Annotated in this window: 22 protein-coding genes and 1 rRNA gene; 21 read left to right on the top strand and 2 right to left on the bottom strand. The window is 41.5% G+C overall.

Annotation, left to right across the window (positions count from 1 at the left end):
• The first annotated feature begins 37 nt into the window (after positions 1 to 37).
• The 13 genes from rrf to rlmH all read left to right on the top strand — a co-directional run bounded on the left by rrf (position 38) and on the right by rlmH (position 13,007).
• Positions 38 to 154 (top strand): 5S ribosomal RNA (gene rrf, locus CST_RS12985).
• Between the two features lie 152 nt (positions 155 to 306).
• A complete protein-coding gene (locus CST_RS12980) occupies positions 307 to 1,044 on the top strand; it encodes an ABC transporter ATP-binding protein (RefSeq protein ID WP_015360386.1) in 738 nt (245 codons plus the stop codon).
• On the top strand, positions 1,041 to 1,814 hold the full coding sequence (yknW, locus tag CST_RS12975; RefSeq protein WP_242823564.1) for a YknW family membrane protein: 774 nt from the start codon (positions 1,041 to 1,043) through the stop codon (positions 1,812 to 1,814). The genes CST_RS12980 and yknW overlap by 4 nt, the downstream gene beginning before the upstream one ends.
• A 38-nt stretch (positions 1,815 to 1,852) precedes the next feature.
• Complete coding sequence (locus CST_RS12970) at positions 1,853 to 3,175, top strand: efflux RND transporter periplasmic adaptor subunit (RefSeq protein WP_015360384.1); 1,323 nt, start codon at positions 1,853 to 1,855, stop codon at positions 3,173 to 3,175.
• Between the two features lie 3 nt (positions 3,176 to 3,178).
• Positions 3,179 to 4,381, top strand: coding sequence for an ABC transporter permease (locus CST_RS12965; RefSeq protein WP_015360383.1), 1,203 nt, complete (start codon positions 3,179 to 3,181; stop codon positions 4,379 to 4,381).
• 189 nt (positions 4,382 to 4,570) lie between these two features.
• Positions 4,571 to 5,266, top strand: a complete 696-nt coding sequence (gene yycF / locus CST_RS12960) for a response regulator YycF (protein ID WP_015360382.1) — start codon at positions 4,571 to 4,573, stop codon at positions 5,264 to 5,266.
• Between the two features lie 74 nt (positions 5,267 to 5,340).
• The gene (locus CST_RS12955) at positions 5,341 to 7,146 is read left to right on the top strand and encodes a sensor histidine kinase (RefSeq protein WP_015360381.1); all 1,806 of its coding nucleotides are present in this window, start codon (positions 5,341 to 5,343) and stop codon (positions 7,144 to 7,146) included.
• Between the two features lie 169 nt (positions 7,147 to 7,315).
• Positions 7,316 to 7,972: a hypothetical protein gene (locus CST_RS12950; RefSeq protein WP_015360380.1), complete on the top strand. Its 657-nt coding sequence runs from the start codon at positions 7,316 to 7,318 to the stop codon at positions 7,970 to 7,972.
• 14 nt (positions 7,973 to 7,986) lie between these two features.
• A complete protein-coding gene (locus CST_RS12945) occupies positions 7,987 to 9,408 on the top strand; it encodes a hypothetical protein (RefSeq protein ID WP_015360379.1) in 1,422 nt (473 codons plus the stop codon).
• A 1-nt stretch (position 9,409) separates the two neighbouring features.
• The gene (locus CST_RS12940) at positions 9,410 to 10,228 is read left to right on the top strand and encodes a two-component system regulatory protein YycI (protein WP_015485191.1); all 819 of its coding nucleotides are present in this window, start codon (positions 9,410 to 9,412) and stop codon (positions 10,226 to 10,228) included.
• 162 nt (positions 10,229 to 10,390) lie between these two features.
• Entirely contained in the window at positions 10,391 to 11,647 is a 1,257-nt protein-coding gene (locus tag CST_RS12935; protein ID WP_015360377.1) for a UDP-N-acetylglucosamine 1-carboxyvinyltransferase, read from the top strand.
• Between the two features lie 59 nt (positions 11,648 to 11,706).
• Positions 11,707 to 12,504 carry an MBL fold metallo-hydrolase gene (locus tag CST_RS12930; protein WP_015360376.1) on the top strand — a complete coding sequence of 266 codons (798 nt, stop codon included), beginning with the start codon at positions 11,707 to 11,709 and terminating at the stop codon, positions 12,502 to 12,504.
• Between the two features lie 17 nt (positions 12,505 to 12,521).
• Positions 12,522 to 13,007 carry a 23S rRNA (pseudouridine(1915)-N(3))-methyltransferase RlmH gene (rlmH, locus tag CST_RS12925; protein ID WP_015360375.1) on the top strand — a complete coding sequence of 162 codons (486 nt, stop codon included), beginning with the start codon at positions 12,522 to 12,524 and terminating at the stop codon, positions 13,005 to 13,007.
• A gap of 239 nt (positions 13,008 to 13,246) precedes the next feature.
• Here rlmH and CST_RS12920 read toward each other — a convergent pair whose 3' ends face one another.
• Together CST_RS12920 and CST_RS12915 are read right to left on the bottom strand one after the other, a co-directional pair.
• Positions 13,247 to 14,545, bottom strand: coding sequence for an AGE family epimerase/isomerase (locus CST_RS12920; protein ID WP_015360374.1), 1,299 nt, complete (start codon positions 14,543 to 14,545; stop codon positions 13,247 to 13,249).
• Positions 14,546 to 14,560: 15 nt separating this feature from the next.
• Complete coding sequence (locus tag CST_RS12915) at positions 14,561 to 15,625, bottom strand: LacI family DNA-binding transcriptional regulator (RefSeq protein ID WP_015360373.1); 1,065 nt, start codon at positions 15,623 to 15,625, stop codon at positions 14,561 to 14,563.
• Between the two features lie 331 nt (positions 15,626 to 15,956).
• On the opposite strand from CST_RS12915, the gene CST_RS12910 reads away from it, so the two are divergent.
• The 8 genes from CST_RS12910 (at position 15,957) to CST_RS12875 (ending at position 24,194) form a co-directional block, all read left to right on the top strand.
• Positions 15,957 to 16,730 carry a glucosamine-6-phosphate deaminase gene (locus tag CST_RS12910; protein WP_338064570.1) on the top strand — a complete coding sequence of 258 codons (774 nt, stop codon included), beginning with the start codon at positions 15,957 to 15,959 and terminating at the stop codon, positions 16,728 to 16,730.
• A gap of 71 nt (positions 16,731 to 16,801) precedes the next feature.
• Complete coding sequence (locus tag CST_RS12905) at positions 16,802 to 17,902, top strand: extracellular solute-binding protein (protein WP_015360371.1); 1,101 nt, start codon at positions 16,802 to 16,804, stop codon at positions 17,900 to 17,902.
• Between the two features lie 63 nt (positions 17,903 to 17,965).
• Positions 17,966 to 19,072: an ABC transporter ATP-binding protein gene (locus CST_RS12900; RefSeq protein ID WP_015485188.1), complete on the top strand. Its 1,107-nt coding sequence runs from the start codon at positions 17,966 to 17,968 to the stop codon at positions 19,070 to 19,072.
• Positions 19,065 to 20,744 (top strand): ABC transporter permease, encoded by a 1,680-nt coding sequence (locus CST_RS12895; RefSeq protein WP_015360369.1) that lies wholly within the window; start codon positions 19,065 to 19,067, stop codon positions 20,742 to 20,744. Before CST_RS12900 ends, CST_RS12895 begins: the two co-directional genes overlap by 8 nt.
• A gap of 26 nt (positions 20,745 to 20,770) precedes the next feature.
• Positions 20,771 to 21,607 (top strand): HAD hydrolase family protein, encoded by an 837-nt coding sequence (locus CST_RS12890; RefSeq protein WP_015360368.1) that lies wholly within the window; start codon positions 20,771 to 20,773, stop codon positions 21,605 to 21,607.
• Between the two features lie 14 nt (positions 21,608 to 21,621).
• Positions 21,622 to 22,491, top strand: a complete 870-nt coding sequence (locus CST_RS12885) for an HAD family hydrolase (RefSeq protein WP_015360367.1) — start codon at positions 21,622 to 21,624, stop codon at positions 22,489 to 22,491.
• A 29-nt stretch (positions 22,492 to 22,520) separates the two neighbouring features.
• Positions 22,521 to 23,282: a sugar isomerase domain-containing protein gene (locus CST_RS12880; protein ID WP_015360366.1), complete on the top strand. Its 762-nt coding sequence runs from the start codon at positions 22,521 to 22,523 to the stop codon at positions 23,280 to 23,282.
• An 18-nt stretch (positions 23,283 to 23,300) separates the two neighbouring features.
• A complete protein-coding gene (locus tag CST_RS12875) occupies positions 23,301 to 24,194 on the top strand; it encodes an amidohydrolase family protein (protein WP_015360365.1) in 894 nt (297 codons plus the stop codon).
• Positions 24,195 to 24,245: the final 51 nt, after the last annotated feature.

The raw sequence follows: 24,245 nt of genomic DNA, 5'->3' as shown, positions 1-24,245 counted from the left end.
TTGAGGGTACTTATATGTACCTTAAAAATTAAAAATTTCCGGTGACAATGACGGAGAGGAAACACCTGTTCCCATTCCGAACACAGAAGTTAAGCTCTCCAGTGCCGATGATACTTGGGTGGAAACGCCCTGGGAAAGTAGGTCGTTGCCGGAATTTTATGAAAGCCTTGTGGTTATCTGCCGCAAGGCTTTTTTCGTGTTAAGATTTTTATCAGACTTAAGGCTTTTGTTTTCGTAATATGAAATGACAGTTTGTGAAATTTTTGACCCAGAAAGGTCATATTTAATTTTATGGGTGATGACTTTATGATACATATAGAAAACCTGTATAAGGTATACAGGAATGGTTCAATATCGGTTGAAGCATTAAAAGGCATAAATCTTCATGTGGATGAAGGCGAGTTTGTGGCCATAATGGGGCCTTCGGGGTCGGGAAAGTCAACACTGATGAATATTATCGGTTGTCTTGATAGAATGACATCAGGGATGTATACTTTGAATAATATTGATATATCAAAGCTGTCTGCTTATGAGCTTGCGAAAATAAGAAACCACCAAATAGGATTTGTTTTTCAGACATTTAATCTTTTGCCGAGAATGACTGCACTGAAAAATGTGGAGCTTCCGATGATTTATGCAGGAGTACCGGCTAAAAAACGCCGTGAAAGGGCAATTGAAGCCTTGGCGAAGGTTGACCTGCTTGAAAGAATGAACCATCGGCCGAATGAACTTTCGGGGGGTCAGCGTCAAAGGGTTGCAATAGCCCGTGCCCTCGTAAACAATCCAAGTATCATCCTTGCGGATGAACCTACCGGTAACCTTGACAGCAAATCTGGTGAGGAAATCATGAGTGTTTTCCAGAAGCTCAACCGCGAAGGCGTTACAATAGTATTGGTTACCCATGAACCCGATATAGCGCAGCATACTAAAAGAGTCGTGACTTTCAGAGACGGAAAAATTATAAGCGACGAACCGGTGAAAAACCCTGTGGATGCCGAAAGTGTCCTGAAAACAATGGTGGAAAAGAACATTATATATCAGTGATTGAATTGGAGGTATCAGCCATGTATGAGAACGCTGAGACAAGTAAGTCGATAGAAGAGGCCATACCCGAACGCATGAACATATTTCAGAGGCTTGGCAGTCTTCTGTTCAGCCCGAAAAAGCTTTTTTCCTATACGGCTAAAAGGCCGACACTGCTGTTTCCTTTGATTGTTGTTTGTATTCTTAGGGCACTGGGTCAGGTACTTACGATGGATCAGTTTTACCGGCAGTACATGGATATAGTTTACAATATGGGGAAAAATACCGGCAATCAGATTCCAATGGACCAGATAGAAAACCTTGCGAGGGGAATGTCAATTGCAAATGTTTTTTTGAGCCCTGTTTCCTCTGTGTTTGAGTGGCTTATACTGACACTGATTTTATATCTGATATTCCGCCTGGCAAAATGTGAAAAGGGGCTTAAAAAGTATTTTTCAATGATGGCTTATATCATGATCATACCTTCCGTTGGAGGGGTATTAAACGCGCTTTACATATATTTCACCGGTGATTATATGCTTACAATGGTAACAAGCCTTGCATCGCTGCTGAATGCTGATACCGTAAGTAATTTTGTCTATGGCATAGCGTCACAGATTGAAGTTTTCAATATCTGGACATATGTTCTGTATGGTATCGGTTTTACTTATACGGGTGGCGTGCAAAAACGGTTGGCTTATATTATTTCGGCTGCCGTTTTTATAGCCGTTACACTTGTTTTGGGAGGCTCTTTCACTTTATCGGCCGACGTAGCAGGTTTGTATAAATAGCATTATAAAACATTCGCTGAAAAGGGGCTATGGACGATATGAAAAAGAAGACTGTAGCAATTACTGTTTTGGTGATCGCAATAATTGCGTTAATGATTTTTTTAAACTTGAATAAAAACAACGATTTGACTGTGTCTTCCGGGGTGATTTCGAAAAAGAATGCAATTTCGGTTAAGGCAACTACTATAGAAACCGGCACAATTTCTTCGTATGTGTCGGCTCCGGGTCAGGTAAAGGAAGTAAATAAAGCTCAGATATTTTTTGACACTCCTTTAAGGGTTCTGAATGTGTTTGTTGATAAATATGATCTTGTCCAGGAAGGAGACAGGCTGGTGGAACTGGATGTTTCCACACTGACCGACGAGTTGGAAAGGCTGAAAATACAGAAGGAGATTCAGTCCATTACATTGAAAAAACTTGAATCGGGACAAAACCTTCTTTCTCTTGAGACAAATCTGGCATCTGCGAGAAATGCCTATACAAGGGCCGAAGATGCTTATAATTCCGCTCTTGAGGAATATAACAAGCAGCTGAAACTTTATGAAAGCGGCGTTATTTCAGAAGCGCAGCTGAAACAGTATGATCAGGCTTTGAAGGATGCCAAATCAGCTCTGGACAACGCGCAAATAAACCTGGAATCTGCCGAAAAATCGTATGATTCCAGCGTCAGCAGCCATGATTTGGACATTCAGGCTCAAGTAAAAAATGTAGAACTTTTGAGCAGGCAGATTGCCGAAATTGAAAGAAAGCTGAGTAAAATTAAAAGCCTTGAAAAATCTCCCATTACGGGGTATGTAACTGAGATTTACCTGACGGAGGGTGGCTATACCGTCACAGGGCAGCCCGCTTTCACGATAATTGACAGTCAGAACCTGGAAATATCTGCCACGGTAGATGAGTACAACTCAAAAGATATTTTACCCGGGCAAAAAGTAAGGATTACCGGTGATGCACTGGGTGAAAATGTGGAACTTGCGGGAGAGGTGATTTCGGTCGCGCCTGTTGCGACGAAAGTGCAGTCCACCAGTGGAACCCAGACGGTAATTGAAGTTATAATTGAACCAAAGGAAGGTTTTGACGTTTTAAAACCCGGTCTGAACGTCGACTGTGAAATTATTACCCATGAAAAAAGCGGCATACCGGTGGCCGAGTTCAATATTTTCCTTGAGGACAAGGACAAGAACCAGTATGTAATGTTAATTGACAAAGACAATATGACTGTTCATCAGAAATATGTCACATTGGGAATTTACTCCGACATGCTGGTTGAAATAATGGACGGGCTGGAACCGGGAGATATGGTCGTTGTCGATCCTCAGCCCAGTCTTAAAGACGGTGACAGAGTAAAGGTTGTGGAATAGGGTATGCTTTGGATTGAATTGTTTAAACAGGCGTTTGACAGCTTGAAAGCAAACAAGTTGAGATCCTTTCTCACAATGCTGGGAATTGTAATGGGAGTTTTTTCGGTTATAGCAATCATGGCACTGGGAAATGCGACTGAAAACTATATCGCAAGCCAGTTTGAGAAAATTGGTGCCAATACATACAACATATACTACAAGGAAACCAGTTTATCCGAGGATGAATGGCTTACGGTGAAGGATATCGACCTGCTTGTGGATAATATTCCTGAAATAAAGAATATAACCACACTGGTGCAGGGGTTAGGCGAGCTGAGAATAGGCAAGGATGCCAGGACCGCTCTTATCAATGGCGTAACGTCCCAGTACAAGAATTTTACCGTATTGGATTTTGCAGCGGGCAGGTTTATAAGCAGTTTTGACGATAAGGCAAAGGCAAAAGTCATTGTTGTGGATGAAAATTTTGCAAAACGGTATTTTAACAAAACCGACATTGTGGGCGAAACGGTAAATTTAAAAGTAAACCGGTACAATATAAAAGTAAAGATAATCGGAGTATTAAAAGTTGAAGACAACATTCTCAGCAGCATGGCAAGCGATCAGATTCCGGCGGTGGTTTATATGCCTGTTTCTACGCTGCAGTCTTTAACAGGCAGGGAGATGCTTGACTCAATTATATTCTCGCTGCAGCCGAATGTAAATAAAGAGCGTGTTACAAAAAATATAACCGAATTACTTGAAAGATCGCGGCGTAAGGAGGATCTGTATTATATTCAGTCGGTTGAAGACGTTCAAAGGCTGTTTTCGGATGTGGTTGGTGTCATTACTTCGGTATTGCTTGTTATTGCCGTTATCACCCTTATAGTCGGCGGTATAGGAATTATCAACATTCTTCTTGTATCGGTTACCGAAAGAATACGGGAAATCGGTATACGTAAGGCTTTGGGGGCACAGAAAAGCAGCATAGTCATGCAGTTTTTGCTGGAATCCATCATTATGACAAGTACTGCCGGAATTATAGGAATAATACTTGGCGTTATAGCCGGTAATGTGCTCTCATCCCTTGTGAAAATTCCTCCGGCCGTGGATGTTCCGGCCATAATATATTCTTTTGCCATATCGGTGGTATTAGGTTTGATTTTCGGTGTTTATCCCGCCAAAAAGGCAGCGGATCTTGATCCCATTGAAGCTCTTCGGTACGAATAGTACACTGGGTAAATTTTTACCCGGTGTACTTATGCCGCCTTTTTATGGAAATGGCATAAAACACTACAAATTAATTTAAAATCTGATATAATATGATTGGTTTGTTTTATTAATCTCTGATTTCGGTCATTATGGTGATATAAAGTACGCTGATTTTTCCTATTAATACAAAAAAGTGGGTGTAATACCATGAGAAGAAAAATTCTGATAGTGGACGATGAAAAAAATATTGTGGATATACTTAAATATAATCTCAAAAAAGAGGGGTTTGACACCGTTGAAGCCTATGACGGAAAACAGGCTTTGGAAATGGTAGAGCGTGAAAAGCCCGATTTAATTCTTCTTGATATTATGCTTCCCGAATATGACGGATTTACGGTATGTAAAAAAATAAGACAGACGCTGAATACCCCGATTTTGATGCTGACAGCAAGAGAAGAGGAAGTGGACAAGGTTTTAGGCCTTGAACTCGGTGCGGACGATTACATAACAAAACCATTCAGTCCGCGGGAGCTGATGGCGCGGGTCAAGGCAAATTTACGTCGTGTGGCTGATGACAATAAGCAGGTAACACAAAATGAAGTGATTGTATGCGGAGATTTGACGATTGATGTGAATCGTTATGAGGTAAGGCGCGGTAGTGATGTTATTGAACTGACACTGAGGGAATTTGAACTGGTTAAGTTCCTTGCGTCGCAGAAAGGGCAGATTTTTACAAGGGAGAATCTGCTTGAAAAAGTCTGGGGATATGAATATTACGGAGATGTACGGACTGTGGATGTTACGATAAGAAGGCTGAGGGAAAAGCTTGAAAAGATCCCCAGTAAACCTGAGTACATACTTACTAAGCGTGGTGTTGGCTATTATTTCAATCCCGCCGTTTAAAATTGCAGCCTTAAAACCGGTTTTTGGTTAATTAACACTGCCGGCCTTTCATTTTTAAAAATCCGGGGGAAATAATGTTTTCTGGAAGTTTGCAGTGGAGACTTGTGTTTATAATCGTAGCCATCACCTTTGTTTTAATGTCGGTGATTTGGGTTTTTTTGAATTACAAGGTTGACGATATTTTCTACAATGATTTTAAAAAGTCGATATCAGACAACTATGCCACTCTTAACATTAGTGAAAAGATGACCTGTAGAGAACTTCTTGATCGTTTTCAGGAGGATCCCGTTATTTTAAGCCAGTTTATCAGCAGTCTTAAAAGCTATACCATTATAAAAGACGGAACTTATGAAATTGTATATTCCTCCGACATATGGTATCAGGAGGATAAAACCGGTTTTCGGAATGAGATAATGAAATCCCGCAATTTAATGGCTGTTATGGCAGGCGCAAGCGAAGGAAAAGGGAAATATCTTACAAAGTCATCCAAAGGCGACTTTTATGATTACGTGATTCGACAGCCATTAATTGACGGAGACTATATTTTGTTTTTTAAATACAATCGTTCTCAGGCTCTTTCGATTATAAGCGAATTCAGTCAGGTTATTGTGTCGGGGATGTTTATTGCCGTGGCGGTAACCATTGTCATAGGGATTTTGCTTTCAAAAACCATTACACGGCCGATAATTGATATAATTCATAAAGCCGAGAACATTACTTCCGGTGATTTCGGACAGGTTCTGGAAGTTAAGTCGGACGACGAAATAGGCAAACTTACCAGTACTTTTAACTATATGGAAACCCAGCTCAGGAATATGCTTAATGAGCTGTCAAATGAGAAAAACAAATTTGAAATGATAATTAACTATATGACCGACGGCATTATAGCTTTCAACAAGGACGGGTTTATAATTCATATTAATTCCGCCGCTCTCTCGGTCCTTGAAATGGAACAGTGTTCCCTCACCTTTCCGGGAATTATGGATAGGCTTGGCCTTAAATATGAGCTGTCCGACCTGCTTAAAAGGGAAAATCTTTCGGAAATCAGCGAAAACGTGAGAATAAAGGACAAATTTTTCAGAGTTCAGTTTGCATCCTTTACCGACAAGGAAAATAACGTGGAAGGGCTGATTACCGTTCTGCAGGATTATACCGAACAGATGAAACTTGACAATATGCGCAAGGAGTTTGTTGCGAACGTATCCCATGAACTTAAAACGCCGCTGACGTCAATTAAAAGCTATGCGGAAACGCTGCTTGACGGAGCGCTGGATGACAGGGAAACGGCACGGAGCTTTCTGGAGGTTATCTATTCTGAATCCAACCGAATGGACAGACTGGTAAAGGATTTGTTGCTCCTGTCCAAGCACGACAGCGGTATTAAACTCAATTTGACAAGAATTTCACCGATTGACCTTGTAAACGGTGTTGTGGCAAGAATGAAAATGTCCGCTGACGAAAAGAAACAGACATTAAGCGTGGTGGAAGAGGAAAAAGCTCCTGATATCAACGGCGATGAAGATCGGCTTGAGCAATTGCTGGTAAATGTTATTGGAAACGCAATAAAGTATACACCTGAAAACGGATCAATTACCGTTTATGTGGGCAAGGCCGGCAAAAACGTGTGTATCCGGGTTGTGGACACCGGTATTGGAATTCCTGAAGAGCATCTTGACAGAATATTTGAACGTTTTTACAGGGTTGATAAAGCCCGTTCAAGGCAAATGGGCGGGACAGGCCTTGGTTTGTCGATAGCGAGTGAAATAGTGAAAGCTCATGGCGGTACCATTAAGGCGGAAAGCAAAGTAAACCAGGGAACGGCGATAATAATAACGCTTCCGGGAATTTCTGAGGAGACAAACGGGGAAAATGATGAATGAAACTGAAAAATATCCTGGATAACAGTTTGCGGCTGAATTATGTAATATAAGTAATAGCATTTTAAAAGCGAGGTAATGGATTTGTAATAATTTTAGTTATATAATAAAAATAAGAATATAGTTTTGGTATAAATGGACAATTTATGGGCTCCGTGTTGGAGGGCTGTTTATGCTTAAAAAGTTGACTTTCGTTTTTTTGGTTGTTTCCTTTATGATTGCAGGGGCTCTTGTTTCGATGGCGGATGAAGATGAAGATTTTATATTTTACAGATATACGGTAAACAATGCGATTTATGCTGCCGAAGAGTCTCAGGGAATACCGGAAGAATATTCCCATGAAGCAGTTATTGAGATGTATTCTTCTTTGTTTTTTGACGCCGACAGCAAGTCCGACGTCGAATTTATAAAAGATATTAATATTACAGAAAAAAACGATACAAAGGACAATAACAAAGATTATTCCTTTTCCGCTGTTTTATCGGAGAATGTTCTGCCTGAGGAAGGAAATGCCATTATTCTGATGTTTTTTATAAGACAGGACGATACTTATGAAGAATTAATTCCTCCTGAAGAGATTGATCCTTCACAGTGCAGAATGAAAATGATTGAGCCGATTACTTTGGAGCTTCCCAACGTGGGGGAGGATAATCCAAACCACATAAGGATAATAGTATTTCTTAAAAACAGTTATAAGGAATTAACCCTGGACAATATTCAGATATATGACGCCAAGATTGTTATAAACCAGTTTAATTTCTGGAACACGCTTATAAAGAAATGGTCCGATGCCGTAAATCAGCTGAACAGTGATATTTTTTCAAAATAATTTGAGGAATTGGCATGCGAACATCCAGTCTTGAATTAAAAAAAACCTTTCTGATGATTTTTCTTATAATATTGTCGGTGCTGCAAATGGGAATTCTTTGGACTGAAAAAAATCCGGGAGTTCCCTTTCTGTTTTCATCCCAAAAACTCTGGTACAGCGAAATTGCGGTGGATATTGACAGAGTCAAAGAAAGCTATATAAAACCTGAAAATATAATGGTATCCGACGGTGCAGGAGGGCTGTACTGGAAACTCGACCCGAACGACGGACTTTTTAAAGCCATATGGAATGACTTTAAACAGAGTTATTTAAAGCAAATTTTGGATATTAAACCGACGGCGGGCATTAACCCTTATGAACAGGATTGGTATTCATTAATTAAGATGAAGTGTATAGTAGTTGAGTTCAAAAATCCGATACACTCTGATATCATTCGCTGGATAGTGGACAAGGAGTCCACGTTTTCTACAGATTTGAAACAAATTTATAAAATTGCCATTTTCCCCACCGAAAGCATTAATAACAATGAAAACACTTTGTACGTATATGACGGAAATAATGTCTACAAATTTGTGGTTAAAATTGAACCGGGAAACATGAGAAAGGATGACTACATAAGAGCAATACGAACGATTTATCAGAATGAAAACGTTATTCCGATGAACAGATTAATCTATTTTTATCCCAGCGTGAAAAATGATGACCTGATTGTAAGTCTTGACAAGAACAGTGAAAAAAAGATTTGGGATTTACTTGTCAAGACGCCTGACAAGATAATTCTTAACCGTGACAATGTGGATAAAATAGAGGATTACCTTTTAGGTGATATTTACAAGAGCTCAATGGTGAAAAAATTCGGGGAAGACGGTTCAAGCATTATTTTTTCGGACACGGAAAAGGTTTTGAGGTATTATAAAAACGGGTTTCTGGATTATCAGTACAGAAATAAAAGCATCGGCGATAAAGGTACTGTAAACGAAGCCTTCGAAAAGGCTGTAACTTTTATTGAATACAGAAGGAAACTGATAGAGGGTGTGGATATATTATTAAGCAGCGTGGAAGAAAAAAATGAGAATTACGTATTTACTTTTGACTATGTCATGGACGGAATGGAAGTAAAAATTCTGGATCCGGCGGATCAGACCGTCAAGCCTGCCATAACCATAGTTGCCAACGGCGACCGCGTAGTTGATGTAAAATGGTATATAAAAACCTTTTCAAACAATGACTATTATAACTTTTACAGTCTGTATTTTTTTGATATTTTCCAGAACAAAATGATCGAAAATTATCCTGATTTACAGAACAGTTCAGAAATATACGATATATCAATAATATATATCTGTACTGAAAGCGGCATGAGGGCCGAACCATACTGGGTCATAAAAACCGAAAACCAGGAAGCTTACCTCAGAATGCAGGGAAAAGGAGATTAAAATGGATTGGTCCAGAGCGAAGACGATAATTATTTTCTTACTGGTCTTTCTTAATGTTTTTTTATTTGTAAACATTATTAACGTAAAAAAGAATTTTGATCTGTCGGGTGCATACAGGGCGAATGCTCTTAAAGCGCTGACAGACTCGGGTATTGTAATAGACTGTTCGATACCGTTCAGTAATAAGCCCGTTAAGCGTATAAGTTTTATTGAGAAAGCTAAAAATGTATATACAGAAATGCTCCTGAGCTTAATGGGAATAGAAGATGACGGCGAAGACATACTGACTAAAGATTATCATACCAATGGAAAGCGGCTGAAATTTTATGATGACAAATTTGTTTTCACCGACAGCACCGGCAGTGAGATATTTCCGGTTGAAAACCGAAAAAAACTGGATAAGGCCCTTAAAAACTGGATTCGGAAAAACAAAATTTCAAAAGAAAAATTTGTTCTGGATAATTTATATCAGCAGGATGACGCCATTATTGCCGAATATGTTCAGTTATATAAAAAGATGCCTGTTTTTAACAATAAGATAACGTTTAAGATAAAAAACAAGGCTCTTATTGAGGTTGAAGGAAGCACCAGAATATTTTATGATTTAAAAGCGAACAAAGAAGAAAATGTAGTACCTGCGGAAATTGTTTTATTGACCAACAAGGATAAAATCAACGGTACGATTGAATTAATAGATTTAGGCTATATACTTGCCCAGGAGGATGAATTATACGACACGCCTGTCTGGAGGGTAAGGCTGTCGACGGGTGAATCGGTATTATTTAACGCTTTTACAGGAGAGTGGATAAATTTAAGTTAATTTCATAAAAAAGACAACATGGCGAAGATAAGTGAATGTTTGCAAATACTGATTGAGCTTTAGGAATATATAATGTTATAATATTTTTTGCGTAACATATTCTTTAGTGATTAACTTATTAATGTAACCTATACAAAAGATTAGAAAGCCAGGTGTTGTTTCTTGGAAAAACTGGTGATTTGTGGCCAAAAAAGGCTTGAAGGTGAAGTTTGTGTCAGTGGAGCAAAGAATGCTGCAGTGGCAATACTCCCTGCGACAATTTTATCGGATGGAAAGTGTACAATTGAAAATGTTCCTGATATATTGGACGTAGCTATTTTAAAAGAAATATTGAAAGAGTTGGGAGCCAGCATTAATCAGATAAATGATTCTTCAATTCAGATAGATACGTCAAATATTAATTCCTATGTAGCAAACAACAGTCAGATTGGCAAGCTTCGTGCTTCATATTACCTGATGGGAGCACTTCTCGGAAGATTTAAAAAAGCAATTGTTCCTTTTCCGGGCGGATGTGATTTCGGTGTAAGACCAATCGATCAGCATATAAAGGGATTCGAGGCTTTGGGGGCGAAAGTTGAGATAGAGCACGGAAAGGTGATAATAAGTGCCGAAAAGCTTGTAGGTGCGCCTGTATATCTTGACGTTGTAAGCGTAGGAGCAACGGTAAACATTATGCTTGCTGCTGTGAAGGCCGAAGGCGTAACTACAATAGAAAACGCAGCAAAAGAGCCTCATATTGTGGATCTCGCGAACTTTTTAAATGCCATGGGCGCGGATATAAAAGGTGCAGGCACCGATGTTATAAAGATAAGGGGAAAGAAGCATCTGAAAGGCGGGCACACGTATACAATAATTCCTGATCAGATAGAAGCCGGTACTTATATGATTGCAGCGGCAGCCACAAACGGAGACGTTTTGGTGAAAAACATTATTCCGAAACATATGGAATCACTGACGGCAAAACTGCAAGAAATGAATGTAACGGTGGATGTGTACGATGACAGTATCCGAGTTCGTGGAAGTGACAAAATTCAGAAAGTCAATATAAAAACACTTCCTTATCCTGGATTCCCGACCGACCTTCAGCCACCTGTCACTTCACTGCTGTGCCGCGCTGAAGGTACAAGTATCATCACCGAAGGAGTCTGGGATAACCGGTTCCAGTATGTGGATGAATTGAAAAGAATGGGAGCGAAAATTAAAGTTGAAGGTCGTACCGCGGTAATAGAAGGGCCTGTACGCCTGACTGGCGCGCCGGTCAGGGCAATGGATCTGAGGGCCGGGGCGGCAATGGTGATTGCCGGTTTGATGGCTCACGGGGAAACGGTGATTTCGAATATTCATTACATTGACAGGGGATATGAAAGATTGGATGAAAAGTTAAGATCACTGGGAGCCGACATACAAAGGATAAAGTAGCCTTTTAGCATTTTAAATAATTTTTTTCTTTACCCATCAAATATTTAAGGAGCAACTGTATGATTACGCTGGCAAGTTTGTATAGTGGAAGCAGCGGCAATGCCGTATTTGTTTCAAGTGAAAATACAAAGATACTCATTGATGCAGGTTTAAGCGGAAAGAAAATAGAAACCGCCCTTTGTTCCATAGGAGAAAATATCCGTAACATACAGGCTATACTAATTAGCCATGAGCATATGGATCATATTATGGGAGCGGGGGTCCTGGCCAGGAGATATGGCATTCCGATTTATGCAAACCAAAATACATGGAATGCAATGGCCTGTATAATAAGGGCGGATGAGATAAAAGCCGAATGCATTCGTTTTTTCAGAACCGGTGATGTGTTTAACATAGGCGATATAGAAGTACATACCTTTAATACGCCTCATGACGCGGCTGAACCGGTGGGTTTTAATTTTTTTTGCAACGGAAGAAAAGTAACAATAGCCACTGACATGGGGCATATGAACGAAACCCTTCTTTCATGCCTTGAAGGCAGTGACATGATATTGATTGAGTCGAACCATGATGTTGAAATGCTTAAATTGGGAAGGTATCCGTGGCCTTTGAAACGCCGGATTTTAGGAGATAAAGGCCATCTTTGCAATGAAGTTGCCGCTCAGGTTGTGGCTCACCTTGCAGCAAATGGTACGAAAAAATTCCTGCTGGGCCATTTAAGCAAGGAAAACAACATCCCTGAGCTTGCTTTTGAGACGGTTAAAAACGCACTTATGGAACGGTCCATAATTGTGGGCAGGGATGTTTATCTCGGAGTCGCGCTGAGAGACAGGGTCAGTGAAGTAATCAGCGTATAACTTGAAAGGAAAGGTATTTGGCTTTGCAGATACAGATTGTCTGTGTGGGGAATTTGAAAGAAAAATACTTAAAGGACGCTGTTTCTGAATATGTAAAAAGGCTTTCCCGTTTCTGCAGAGTTACAATAACCGAGGTCGCGGAGGAAAAGGTACCCGAAACATTGAGTGAAGCGGAGAAAGAACAGGTTCTGAAGAAGGAAGCTGAAAGGATTAGAAACGCACTGTTAAAAAATACCTTTACCGTTGTTCTTGATTTAAAGGGAGAAAAGCCCGATTCCATACAGTTTTCAAGGCTTTTGTCGTTGTGGATGCTGAAGGGCAGAAGCAGCATTTCTTTCGTAATCGGAGGGTCTATTGGTCTTGACAGGAAGCTGGTCAGGGAAGCCGATTATAACCTGTGCCTTTCAAATCTTACCTTTCCGCACCAGCTGACGCGTATAATTCTTTTGGAGCAGATATACAGGTGTTTTAAAATTATTAATAATGAGCCGTATCATAAGTGAGAGAAAGACAGTATTGTCCTCATAACATAATATAACATATTCCTTAACTATGATAAGAAAATATTATTAAATAAATAGTCACGGTATGCATGATTAAATAACCTGCTGTAAAAGAAGACGTCAGTGAAGAGCGAAACATTAAGTTTTAAAACCGGAAAACTCCACTGTAGCGGAAAAAAAGCGTACTGTAACATTCCTTAGGAACTTTAGGATATTACAGTACGCTTATTTTTTTCCGGTCAACGGGCTTGTTTGTCCAGTTCCTGCTCCAGTAGTTCAATAATGAGGATAAAATTCCGTGTAATATGGTATGGATCCTTTACCGGAAGTGCGACCACCTTTTCAATGGGTTTTCCGTCCCGCGCCCTTATCTGAATCCATTCCCCTATGGAAGGATCCCTGTTTGGAAACGTGCTGAATGTATATTCCTCGGTACGTCTGTAATAATCAAGAAATTTCTGTTCACCGGTCCTGAAATACAGTAATAAGGATGTGTAAAGCGCTTCGGAATGAACCCACCACAGTTTGCTGCCCCAGTCGTCGTATACCAGACGCAGTTGAGGTTCATTGCAGGGGTCGTTTTCGAAATTTCCCTTTATTTCACCACCCGTGGAGTTTGTAAAATGTAAATAGCCGCCATACTGAGGATCCCATCCGAGTTCAAAAGCGTTTTTGGCAATTTCACCGATTTTGGAAATACGCCCGGTTTCATTCAAAATGTCTGCTGCATGTATCTGAAACCACATGTCTTCTATCGTATGCCCGGGATTTATATGATCCCCGAATACTCCGTCAACAAAAGTATTGTCACTGGATATAATTTCGTGAAGTACATTTCTGCGGTCAACAAAATTCTCCAGGACATCGTTGCTGAAGTAACGTATATTTTCCATATAATACGGGGCTGTTTCGGGTTCCAGGGCCTGTGCGGCTTTGTACATCTCACATGAAAGGTTTGTCATAATCATAGGAATACTGTGCATGCGGTATTCTTTGCCGAGAGGATATGGCAATGAATGATAAGTATTATTGTTTATACGTTCTGTTATTGAGCGGTAAAGGTTCTTGGCAAAACCCCAGGATTCGTGATCACGGGCAACTGAAGCATATAAGGCAATTCCGGCAACGACGAAACAGTCCGCGAAAATGCTCGCATCAAGAACGTTTATATTGTCGACATATTTCGGATTACCTTTTTCATCCATTAAAAAGACGCATCTCCAGTCGTCTTTTCCAATCAGACAGTGGCTGACCAAAAAATCACGCCCGTGTTTCGCAAGTTTTAGAAATTTATCCTTTTCCTCTTCGGAAAATGTGTCGCCGGTCATAGAAGCAAGTTTTGACCATATCCATACGAAACGCCCCTGAGACCATGTGTACTTGTCTCGGCTGACCAGTGTGCGGCCGGAATTGTCAAAACAGTTGAAAAAACCCCCGTTTTCAGTGTCAACGCAACGGGGTAACCAAAAGGATAAAATATTGTCTTTTAATTCTTTTCGATAAAAATTTAAGAGATTCAAAATCCCGTCTCTGTCCATTGTTACCCTCCCCCTTTATTTTCTTATATCTCGGACAGATTCGCGAATTACAAGCTCCGGGTTTACAGTGAGCGTAATGTTATTAATGCGTTCATTGGATTCAAAAGAATCAATGATCATCTGAGCCGCCCTTTGCCCTATCACTTCTCCGAAAAGCCTGATAGTTGTCAACTGCGGACTAATCATGACAGAATTAGGTATATCGTCAAATCCTATGACCGAAATATCGTCGGGAACGCGGATATTATTCTGTTTGAGCCCTGCAATCACTCCGCATGCTATCAGATCGTTCAAAGCTATAACGGCGGTGTATTTTTTCTTCTGTTTAAGCATTTTTTGGGCTAAAGTAATTCCAATTGTATATTCATAAAGTCCTTCGTCTATGTCACCTTCGTAGGAAACTGTAATAACGTCTTCCGGATCGATTGTAAGTCCGTGCATCGACATTGCAAATTTAAAGCCGTCAACGCGCTGACGTCGTGAGTATCTGCTCAGCGGCGGGGTGAGAAAAGCTATTTTTTTATGTCCCTGCGAAATTAAATATTCAGTCGCTATCTGAGCGGCTTTAAACATGTCGGCTGTGGCGTTGAGAGCTTCGCTTAACGGCGGAAAATTGGATTCAAAAACACACGCGAGACCACCGGAAGAAATATATTTTTTCAGCGTGTCGGGACTGTCGTCAACAGAACAAAGAAAAAGGCATCCAATTTGTTTCTGGATTAAATCAAATATGTATTTACGCTCAAGCGCAGGATCGCGCTGAGAGGAGTATACCACAGAGGTATAGCCGCGTTTACTGGCTAAATGCACAATTCCCATAATTATCTGACTGAAAAACGGATTTTGAAATGAAGGAATGATTATACCAACCGAAGGATTAACAGCAGTTCTTAAAATTCTGCCGTTAGGATCTGACAAATATCCCAATTTGCTGGCTGCTTCATAAATGCGCTGTTTTAGTTCTTCACTTACCGGGTAGCCGCTGTTGCTGAGTACCCGTGAAACAGTCGCGGGTGAGCAGCCCGCAGCTTTTGCCACGTCACTGATAACAACCCTTCGTTTTTTTTTGTTGGTTGACATAAAGCACCTCTATACACTTGTGGTATTTGGGTTAATACCTTTTAATTATATAAGAAATGAAATAAAAAAACAAGAAAAGAGCAATAGAAAAATTTCAGAAAAATTTCTTATTAAATGTCAATAAAACCGGAGTTAAATTTCTATGTTTTTTGTGAATTCTGATAAAGATTTATTGACAAATATCATACCTGTTTCTATAATAAAAATATAAAAAGGCTAAATGATTAATAATTAAATTTTATAGTTGAGAAATAATTATAGAAATATTTTTATATATTTTATAGAAAAATTTACTATTGTTTGGCGAGAAGGAGTTGTTACTGTGATAAGAATGAAATTTGATGAAATTACTTTATCTGTTTTTCCCACCCGTTCGGAAATGGGACTGGTGGCGGCTCAGGAAGCGGCGGAGTACGTTCTGAATCTGCTCAAACAAAAGGAAACCATCAGGTGTGTTTTTGCGGCAGCCCCATCCCAGTCGGATTTTCTGAATTGTTTCTTCTCGGATGAAAGAATCGATTTCAGACGTATGGAAGCATTTCATATGGATGAATATATAGGGATTCCGAGTGATGACCCGAGAAGTTTTCGTTCTTTTTTAAAGAAATATTTTGACCGCGTAAATATGAAGGCAGTTTATTACATAGACGGTATGGCTCCGGATCCGATAAAGGAATGTGAACGGTATGGCGATCTTCTGATGAAAAAAAAGATTGATATTGTATTTATGGGCATTGGAGAAAACGGTCATATTGCGTTCAATGATCCAGGGGTTGCGGACTTTAACGACAGCAAAGTCATGAAACCGGTGGAACTGGATTTGGTATGCCGAAATCAGCAGGTGCGGGACGGTTGTTTCTCAACTTTGGACGAAGTGCCGAAAATGGCGCTTACTTTAACGATTCCCACGTTACTCTCCGCCGACAAGCTTTTCTGTTTTGTACCCACGGAGGCAAAAGCCAGGGCTTTGGCTGAGACAATACTGGGTGAAATATCCGAAAAATGCCCTGCGACAATATTGAGGCGCAAGCCGGGCGTGATGATGTATATTGATGAACCCTGTTTTTCTGTTTTAAAAGAAAGGTTAAACGGTAAAGGCAAATAATATTCCTTTATCCACGGTAGTTAATTTATTTGGCATTTGCCAAATATGAAAATAGAAAGTGAGGGGAATTTATGAAAAAAAGAACAGTTGCTTTAATCAGTGTTTTAATGCTGCTTTTAATGGTGCTTACCGCGTGTGGTAATAACACCAAGCCTTCGACAACGCCACAAAACAGCGTCGCTCCGACGAAAGCGGAAGATCAGCCTAAGGAATCAGAACTTAAGCAAACCAACGTAGTCGTGCTTTACAGTTCCGGTTCTACAACTCAGAATGAACTTGTACAGAGAATGTGGGAGGAAAGATATCCTAATGTCAGACTGGAGATTGTTTCTGCGGGATCGGGCGAACTGCAAAACAGGATCATTGCAGAAGCAAATAATCCGCAGGGAGACGTGATTATGGGGGGTTCTTACGCAGTTTATTCCGCGCTGTCAGATTATCTTACCCCGTATGTTTCACCTAATGTCGAAGACTGCATACCTGAATTCAGATCTACGAACGACAAGTTTACGGCCATTCAGATTAACGTAAATACAATTATGGTAAATAACCAGCTGCTTAACGAGCTCGGTGTTACTGTTGACGGTTGGGAATCGCTGACCAATCCTGCGTTAAAGGGAAAGATTATCTTTGCGGATCCTTCTTCGTCTTCTTCAGGCCGTGAACAGCTTATTAATATGATGACAGCGATGAGTCCTACAGGAAAGCCGGAGGATGGCTGGGATTTCGTAAAGAAATATATTGAAAACCTCGACGGAAAAATTTCTTCCAGCTCTTCAGCCATTTACACAGGTGTTGCCAATGGGGAGTATGCCGTTGGAATCACCAACGAGGAAAAGGTTATTGAGTATATGATTAACGGAGCTGATGTCAGCCCTGTATATGCTAAGGAAGGCATTACTCTCAGAACATCCTACTGCGGGATCATCAAAGGTTGCAAGAATGAATATAATGCCCGCCTGCTTGTTGATCTCCTGACATCAAAGGAATATCAGCAGGCTGCCGCTGAAGAACTGTATCAGCGTTCTGTGCGTTCTGACGTAAATTTCTCACTTGAAGGTATTCCGGCTACTACTGAGTTAGTCTCAATAGAATATCCCACTGACTGGGTTGAAGAAAATTCCGACTTAATCAAGGAAAAATTCCAGGAGCTTTGGACAAGCGCTCAGTAAAAAATTAAAAAAATTATTCACCATCCCTTTCGGGGGATGGTGAATAAAATGGAGGAAAACATCATGGCTGTTGCTATACATATCCGAAATGTAAAAAAACAATATGAAGACAACGTAGTTATCCGAGATCTCTCACTCGATATTAATCCCGGTGAGCTGTTTACGCTGCTGGGACCGAGTGGTTGCGGTAAAACCACCCTACTCCGCATGATTGCAGGATTTAATTCCATAGAAGCAGGTACCATTGCTTTTGATGATAAAGTAATTAATGACGTTCCCGTTCATAAGCGGAATTTTGGAATGGTATTTCAGAGCTATGCCATTTTTCCCAATATGACGGTTTACCGCAATGTTGAATACGGTCTGAAAAACAAAAAACTTCCCAAGGAAGAGATCAAAAAGCGCGTAAATGAGATTTTGGAAGTTGTCCAATTAACGGAATACAAGGACCGTTACCCGGATAAGCTCTCCGGTGGTCAGCAGCAGCGCGTTGCAATTGCCCGTGCCGTTGTTGTCCAGCCCCAGGTACTGCTTATGGATGAGCCTCTTTCCAATCTGGATGCCAAGCTTCGTCTTGAAATGCGTTCCGTTATCCGTAAACTGCAAAGAGAGCTGGGAATAACAACCGTTTATGTTACCCATGATCAGGAAGAGGCCCTGGCAATTTCGGACCGAATTGCGGTGATGAATAAAGGTGAAATTTACCACTGTGATACACCTGAACGCATTTACTCCCGCCCGTATAATACATTTGTTGCCGATTTTATCGGTAATTCTACGATGATTGACGGCGTTGTCACATCCACCGCCGGAAAAACCACTACGATAAAAATGAAGAACGGCCTTGTGATTGAAATGAACAACCTTGTTCCCCTGTGGTCGGGCTGTGAAGTGATTGTCGGTGTTCGGCCCGAAGAATTCATTATTACCACCGAAGGCAACGGTATCAGAGGCACCGTCAAACTTAAACAGTTCCTTGGCAAGTATATAAAATATGAAGTTGCCCTTCAGGACGGTTCTGTGATTGAAGTATCGGCAGACACCAATTCTTCAGACCATATTTATGATTACGGCGAAACCATTTATTTAACGGTTAACACCAAACGGATCAATGTGTTTGACAAAGAAACCCAGAGAACTTTGGTAGAGGGAGTGCGAAGCAATGTTTAAAAAAACGGGCAGAGAGTTTTTAAAGGGCTATCGCATCGATTTCTGGAGTTTTGTCACAATGGTTTCGCTGATATATTTCGCAATGTTCCTTATTTATCCGGTAGGGCGTTTGGTTTTTAATGCGTTCCAAACCAAAGATGCGGTAGGTGTGTTTTCTTTTGACAACTTTATAAAATTTTTCTCAAAGCCTTATTACAGAAATTCAGTCTGGAACAGCGTAAAGGTTACTTTTTGCGCTACCTTTCTGACTGTTGTAATTGGTGTTACGCTTGCATATATCACTACCAATTTTAAAATCAAAGGCATAAAAGCCGTAAATATTCTCATAATAATCTCAATGTTTTCACCGCCGTTTATAGGTGCGTATTCATGGATTTTGTTACTTGGACGTGCAGGTGTTATAACCAAATTCCTGAAGAACAATTTCGGAATTGATTTGCCGACCATTTACGGATTTAACGGCATTTTGCTGGTATTTACGCTGAAATTGTTTCCGTACATTTATATGTATACAAAAGGCGCATTGAAAAAGGTGGACAAGGCTCTTATTGAAGCAGCTGAAAGCCTTGGAGACCATGGCCTGAAAAAGGTTATTAAAGTCAGTCTTCCTCTCGTTACTCCCACCATTCTTGCCGGATCGGCCATTGTATTTCTACGAGCCTTTGCAGATTACGGAACGCCCCGGTTGATTGGTGAAGGTTATACCGTTATGCCTGTTCTGATCTATAACGAATGGCTCTCAGAAACGGGGTCCAATGCATATTTCGCATCGGCGATAGCTTTCATTATGATTCTTGTTGCGATAGTTGTGTACATGTTGCAGATGTATTTCAGCCGTAAGAACTATAATATGAGCATGCTCAACCCACCGGTACCGAAGCCGATTAAAGGCGCTGGCGCGGTATTTGCACACCTTTTTGTGTATCTGGTAACGTTACTTGCCACGCTTCCCACGGCGTACATAACGTTTATATCCTTCAAGAATTTCAAGAGCAGCTCAATAATGGTTGAGGGCTTTTCCTTAACGAATTACGTGCTTGCGTGGAATAAGGCCAAAGGCGCCATACTGAATACCTTCAAATTCGGAATTATATCGATTATAATTATCGTTCTGCTGGGTACGATGTTTGCGTATGTTACGGTACGAAGAAGGAATATATTCTCCCGTTTCCTGGATGCCTGTGTTCAGCTGCCGTACGTTATCCCGGGCACAATTTACGGTTTGATGCTGTTGATATCATATAATTCAGGCTTTCTTGCGCTGTCGGGAGGAGCGATTCTAATTATCACCGCATATGTCATCCGAAGGATGCCTTACACTGTCCGTTCCAGTGCGGCCATTCTGCGTCAGATCAATCAAAATATCGAGGAGGCATCCCTGTCTCTTGGGTATTCGCCTGTGGCCACGTTTTTTAAAGTGACAATGCCTGCGATGATACCCGGAGTGGTATCAGGCGCCATACTGAGCTGGATAACGCTGATTCAGGAATTATCGGCAACGTTGATGCTGTATACAAGCAAAACCTCCACTATGGCTACCGCAATCTTTCAGGAGGTAAACAGGTCGGCGTATGGTACGGCGGCCGCTCTATCCACAATACTCACATTTACGATGGTAGCGTCATTATTATTGTTCTTCAGAATAACAGGCAATGCTGACGTGGATATGTAGGCAATGTTATGAGGGGAGATTGTGTGATGGACATCAAAGTATTGTTTTTTGATTTAGACGGTACAGCACTGCAAAGGGATCAGGTTTTTATATCGTTCAGAAACATGCAGGCTCTGCGTGAGGCAATGAAAAAGGGTATCCACTGTATACCGTGCACAGGAAGAAGTGCCGATATGTTCCCTCCACAGATAGAGGCGGACATGGGTTTTCGTTACTGGGTTTCGGCAAGTGGGTGCCGGATTATTGACCGTCTGACCGGTGAGGTGATATATAAAGGGGAATGCTTCACACCCGAAGAGGCTGCCGAAATATGCCGCATGTATGAGGGTCAGCAGATTTACAGTGAAATTGCTGCAGAAGGTAAACTGTATTTTGAAAAAGAGGTAACCGACGCATTGCACCGTTATCCGGTTCCTCCGCACCATGTATGGTATCTGTTAACCGAAAGGCCCATTTCGGTGGATGGTAAGCTGTCGGATTTCTTTCTGAAAAATAGCCTTACCGTGGAGAAGTTTAACCTTTACGGAGTACCTGAAGAAAAACAGGGGCCTTTCATGAAGCGCCTTGAGTCGATGGGGTTTGTAAATTTCCTTGACGGAACCCCAAAAGATATGCAGTTTACTTCGGCCAGGCTTGACAAAGTTAAGGCGGTTCAGGCCCTGCTGGATCACCTTGGGGTTACTTTTGACAATGTTATGAGTATAGGTGATTCGCTCAACATGGACGGATGCATTATCAAGCGGTCGAGGATAGGCATTGCGATGGGCAACGCGCCGAAAGCGCTTAAAGACATTGCGTATGATGTTACCGATGACTATGACAAGGACGGACTTGCAAAGGCGATTGAAAAGTATCTTTTGTAAAGGAGTAGCCGTGTATGAATACTGCAATTGAGAATTTTACTCCCAGACATGAATTTCTGGTCTGTATAGATTCGGACGGATGCGCTTTTGACACAATGGAAATCAAACATAAAGAGTGCTTCTGCCCGGCAACTATCGAGGACTGGGAACTTCAGCCGGTTTCGAAATATGCCAGGGAAGCGTGGGAATATGTAAATCTTTATTCCAAAACAAGAGGTTGCAGCCGGTTTCATGCGATAATTTACATGCTTGATCTCCTTGCCGAACGGAAGGAAGTAAAAGCACGTAATTTCAGAATGCCTGAATACGAATCCCTTCGCCATTGGGTTAAAACGGCGCCTGTACTGAATAATGACGCTTTAGGCAAACTGACCGATGATCCTGTGATGGAAAGGACATTCCAATGGTCCCTCGATGTGAACCGCCGCATTGCCAAAATGGTTCATGGCGTCCCGCCCTTTCCTTATGTAAGGGAAAGCCTTGAACGGCTTAGTGAATTTGCTGATATCGTTATTGTATCGGCCACACCCCGTGAAGCGTTGCTCAAAGAATGGCACGAACACGGGCTGGACAGATATATAGCCCTGCTGGGAGCTCAGGAAGACGGAAGCAAGAAGGAAATTATAAGCAAGGTCAAGGGTTTTTACGAATCTGAAAAATCCATTATGCTGGGGGACGCTCCCGGGGATTATAATGCAGCTTCTGCGAACGGAATACTTTTCTACCCGATTATTCCCAATGACGAAGAAAACTCGTGGAAAGAGTTTCACGACAGAATTATTGATTTATTTAAGAGAGGGATTTATGGCGGCGAAGAAATGAAAAAACAAATTGAACGTTTTGATAAAGCCTTACCCGATACGCCGCCATGGATTTCCGGATAAAACAATTGGTTAGTTTTGGAGGAAATCGTATGATCGAAGGAACAGTTATGGATCTCTACTATAAAGAGGTTGTAGGAATTATTGACGAGATCCGTGCTACCGAACGGGAAAATATTTTAAAAGCGGCAAGGCTTGTCGCCGACCATGTAAAAAAAGATAAAATTGTGTATGTGTTCGGTCCCGGAGGTCATTCAAATCTGGCGGCGATGGAGGTATTCTTCAGGGCCGGCGGGTTAATGCATATCAGCGCAATGCTGAATCAGGACACAATGCTTAGCGCGGGCTGCCTGAAATCCATGGCTGTGGAAAGGCTTCCCGGGTACGGAAGAATTATTGTCGAGGATTATGGTATAGGCGAAGGGGATTTACTGATTATCTGCAATGCTTATGGAATAAACTCCGCGACAATTGATGCGGCTTTGACGGCAAAGCAGCGCGGTGCAACCGTGATCGGCGTAAGTTCCCACAGACATGCCAGCGAATGCCCGAAGGATCATCCGGCCCGGCATCCTTCCAAACTGAACCTGCATGAAATTGTTGATTGCTCTGTGGATTGCAAAGTAAAGCTGGGTGATGCGGTGATTGAGCTGGAAGGACTTCCCCAAAAGATCGGGGCTTTAAGCACTTTCGCAAATGCTTATGTTATGAACAGCATTATGATTGAAGCAATTAACTTGCTCGTAAACGAAGGTATAAATCCTCCTATCTGGCGCAGTGGAAATTGTCCCGGCGGTGATGAGTGGAACAACCAGTTCCTTGATCGCTTTCGCGACAGGATTCGCTGTCTGTAAATGACAGGGGAGGTTATTATGATAATTCCTAAAATCGACATTCATGCGCATATTGTGTTTCAGCGCGAATATCCCGGTATGGGGGACGGCAGATTTTATCCCCCGACGATAGAGGAAATCCGGAAAATGTATGACGCAGTCGGCGTGGAGAAAGGGGTCCAGCTTCCCCTGGTGTCTCCCGAGCATCACCATGATCTTCTGACGAACCGTGATGCGAGACTTTTGGTGGAAAAGCATCCTGACACCGTTGGATGGTGGTTTTGCAATGTAGATCCCCGCTGGCTGAAAAATACGGCCGACGCAGATCTTTCCATTGTAATGGAATATTACAAATCGCTTGGGGCTAAAGGTATCGGTGAGTTGACCGCAAATTTGTATATTGACGATCCCATGATGCAAAACCTTTTTTATCATGCTGAAAAATGCGGGCTGCCTGTCCTTTTCCATATCGGAAAGGCGGGCGGCGATGATTACGGTATAGTCGATGATTTTGGATTGCCACGTCTTGAAGAGACTCTTAAAAGGTTTCCGAATCTGATTTTCATCGGGCATTCAAAAAAATGGTGGTCGGCAATCAGTGGGGACTGTACCGAGGAAATCTGGGGAACAAATCCGAAAGGCCCTGTTGCGCCGGGCGGACGGGTTGTGGAACTGTTGCGCAAGTACCCTAACATGTATGCCGATCTTTCAGCGGCTTCGGGTGAGAACGCAATAATGAGGGATCCTGAGTTTGGTTACAAATTTCTTGAAGAGTTTCAGGACAAATTGCTTTTCGGGCTGGATTACTGTAAAGTGACCGATTACCGTCACTTGTCGAAATTCCTTGACGATGCGGTGGAAACCGGTAAAATTTCTCAGACCGCATATAATAAGATTTGTCGCGAGAACGCCCTTAAATTGCTGGAAGGCTGAATGAATTTTGCTTTTGTGGGGGGGTAGGGGATATTTATATCCCTTATATAT

Source organism: Thermoclostridium stercorarium subsp. stercorarium DSM 8532 (assembly GCF_000331995.1).
In the GTDB taxonomy this organism is placed as follows: domain Bacteria; phylum Bacillota; class Clostridia; order DSM-8532; family DSM-8532; genus Thermoclostridium; species Thermoclostridium stercorarium.
Note: the sequence above shows the minus strand (reverse complement) of the source record. Positions and strands in the feature narration are given on the sequence as shown.

Bases quoted from the DNA above. Each gene is read 5' to 3' on its own strand.
- CST_RS12980 (WP_015360386.1), top strand. From the start codon at position 307: ATGATACATATAGAAAACCTGTATAAGGTATACAGGAATGGTTCAATA.
- CST_RS12970 (WP_015360384.1), top strand. From the start codon at position 1,853: ATGAAAAAGAAGACTGTAGCAATTACTGTTTTGGTGATCGCAATAATT.
- CST_RS12965 (WP_015360383.1), top strand. From the start codon at position 3,179: ATGCTTTGGATTGAATTGTTTAAACAGGCGTTTGACAGCTTGAAAGCA.
- yycF (WP_015360382.1), top strand. From the start codon at position 4,571: ATGAGAAGAAAAATTCTGATAGTGGACGATGAAAAAAATATTGTGGAT.
- CST_RS12955 (WP_015360381.1), top strand. From the start codon at position 5,341: ATGTTTTCTGGAAGTTTGCAGTGGAGACTTGTGTTTATAATCGTAGCC.
- CST_RS12950 (WP_015360380.1), top strand. From the start codon at position 7,316: ATGCTTAAAAAGTTGACTTTCGTTTTTTTGGTTGTTTCCTTTATGATT.
- CST_RS12945 (WP_015360379.1), top strand. From the start codon at position 7,987: ATGCGAACATCCAGTCTTGAATTAAAAAAAACCTTTCTGATGATTTTT.
- CST_RS12940 (WP_015485191.1), top strand. From the start codon at position 9,410: ATGGATTGGTCCAGAGCGAAGACGATAATTATTTTCTTACTGGTCTTT.
- CST_RS12930 (WP_015360376.1), top strand. From the start codon at position 11,707: ATGATTACGCTGGCAAGTTTGTATAGTGGAAGCAGCGGCAATGCCGTA.
- CST_RS12920 (WP_015360374.1), bottom strand. From the start codon at position 14,545: ATGGACAGAGACGGGATTTTGAATCTCTTAAATTTTTATCGAAAAGAA.
- CST_RS12915 (WP_015360373.1), bottom strand. From the start codon at position 15,625: ATGTCAACCAACAAAAAAAAACGAAGGGTTGTTATCAGTGACGTGGCA.
- CST_RS12910 (WP_338064570.1), top strand. From the start codon at position 15,957: ATGAAATTTGATGAAATTACTTTATCTGTTTTTCCCACCCGTTCGGAA.
- CST_RS12905 (WP_015360371.1), top strand. From the start codon at position 16,802: ATGAAAAAAAGAACAGTTGCTTTAATCAGTGTTTTAATGCTGCTTTTA.
- CST_RS12900 (WP_015485188.1), top strand. From the start codon at position 17,966: ATGGCTGTTGCTATACATATCCGAAATGTAAAAAAACAATATGAAGAC.
- CST_RS12895 (WP_015360369.1), top strand. From the start codon at position 19,065: ATGTTTAAAAAAACGGGCAGAGAGTTTTTAAAGGGCTATCGCATCGAT.
- CST_RS12890 (WP_015360368.1), top strand. From the start codon at position 20,771: ATGGACATCAAAGTATTGTTTTTTGATTTAGACGGTACAGCACTGCAA.
- CST_RS12885 (WP_015360367.1), top strand. From the start codon at position 21,622: ATGAATACTGCAATTGAGAATTTTACTCCCAGACATGAATTTCTGGTC.
- CST_RS12880 (WP_015360366.1), top strand. From the start codon at position 22,521: ATGATCGAAGGAACAGTTATGGATCTCTACTATAAAGAGGTTGTAGGA.
- CST_RS12875 (WP_015360365.1), top strand. From the start codon at position 23,301: ATGATAATTCCTAAAATCGACATTCATGCGCATATTGTGTTTCAGCGC.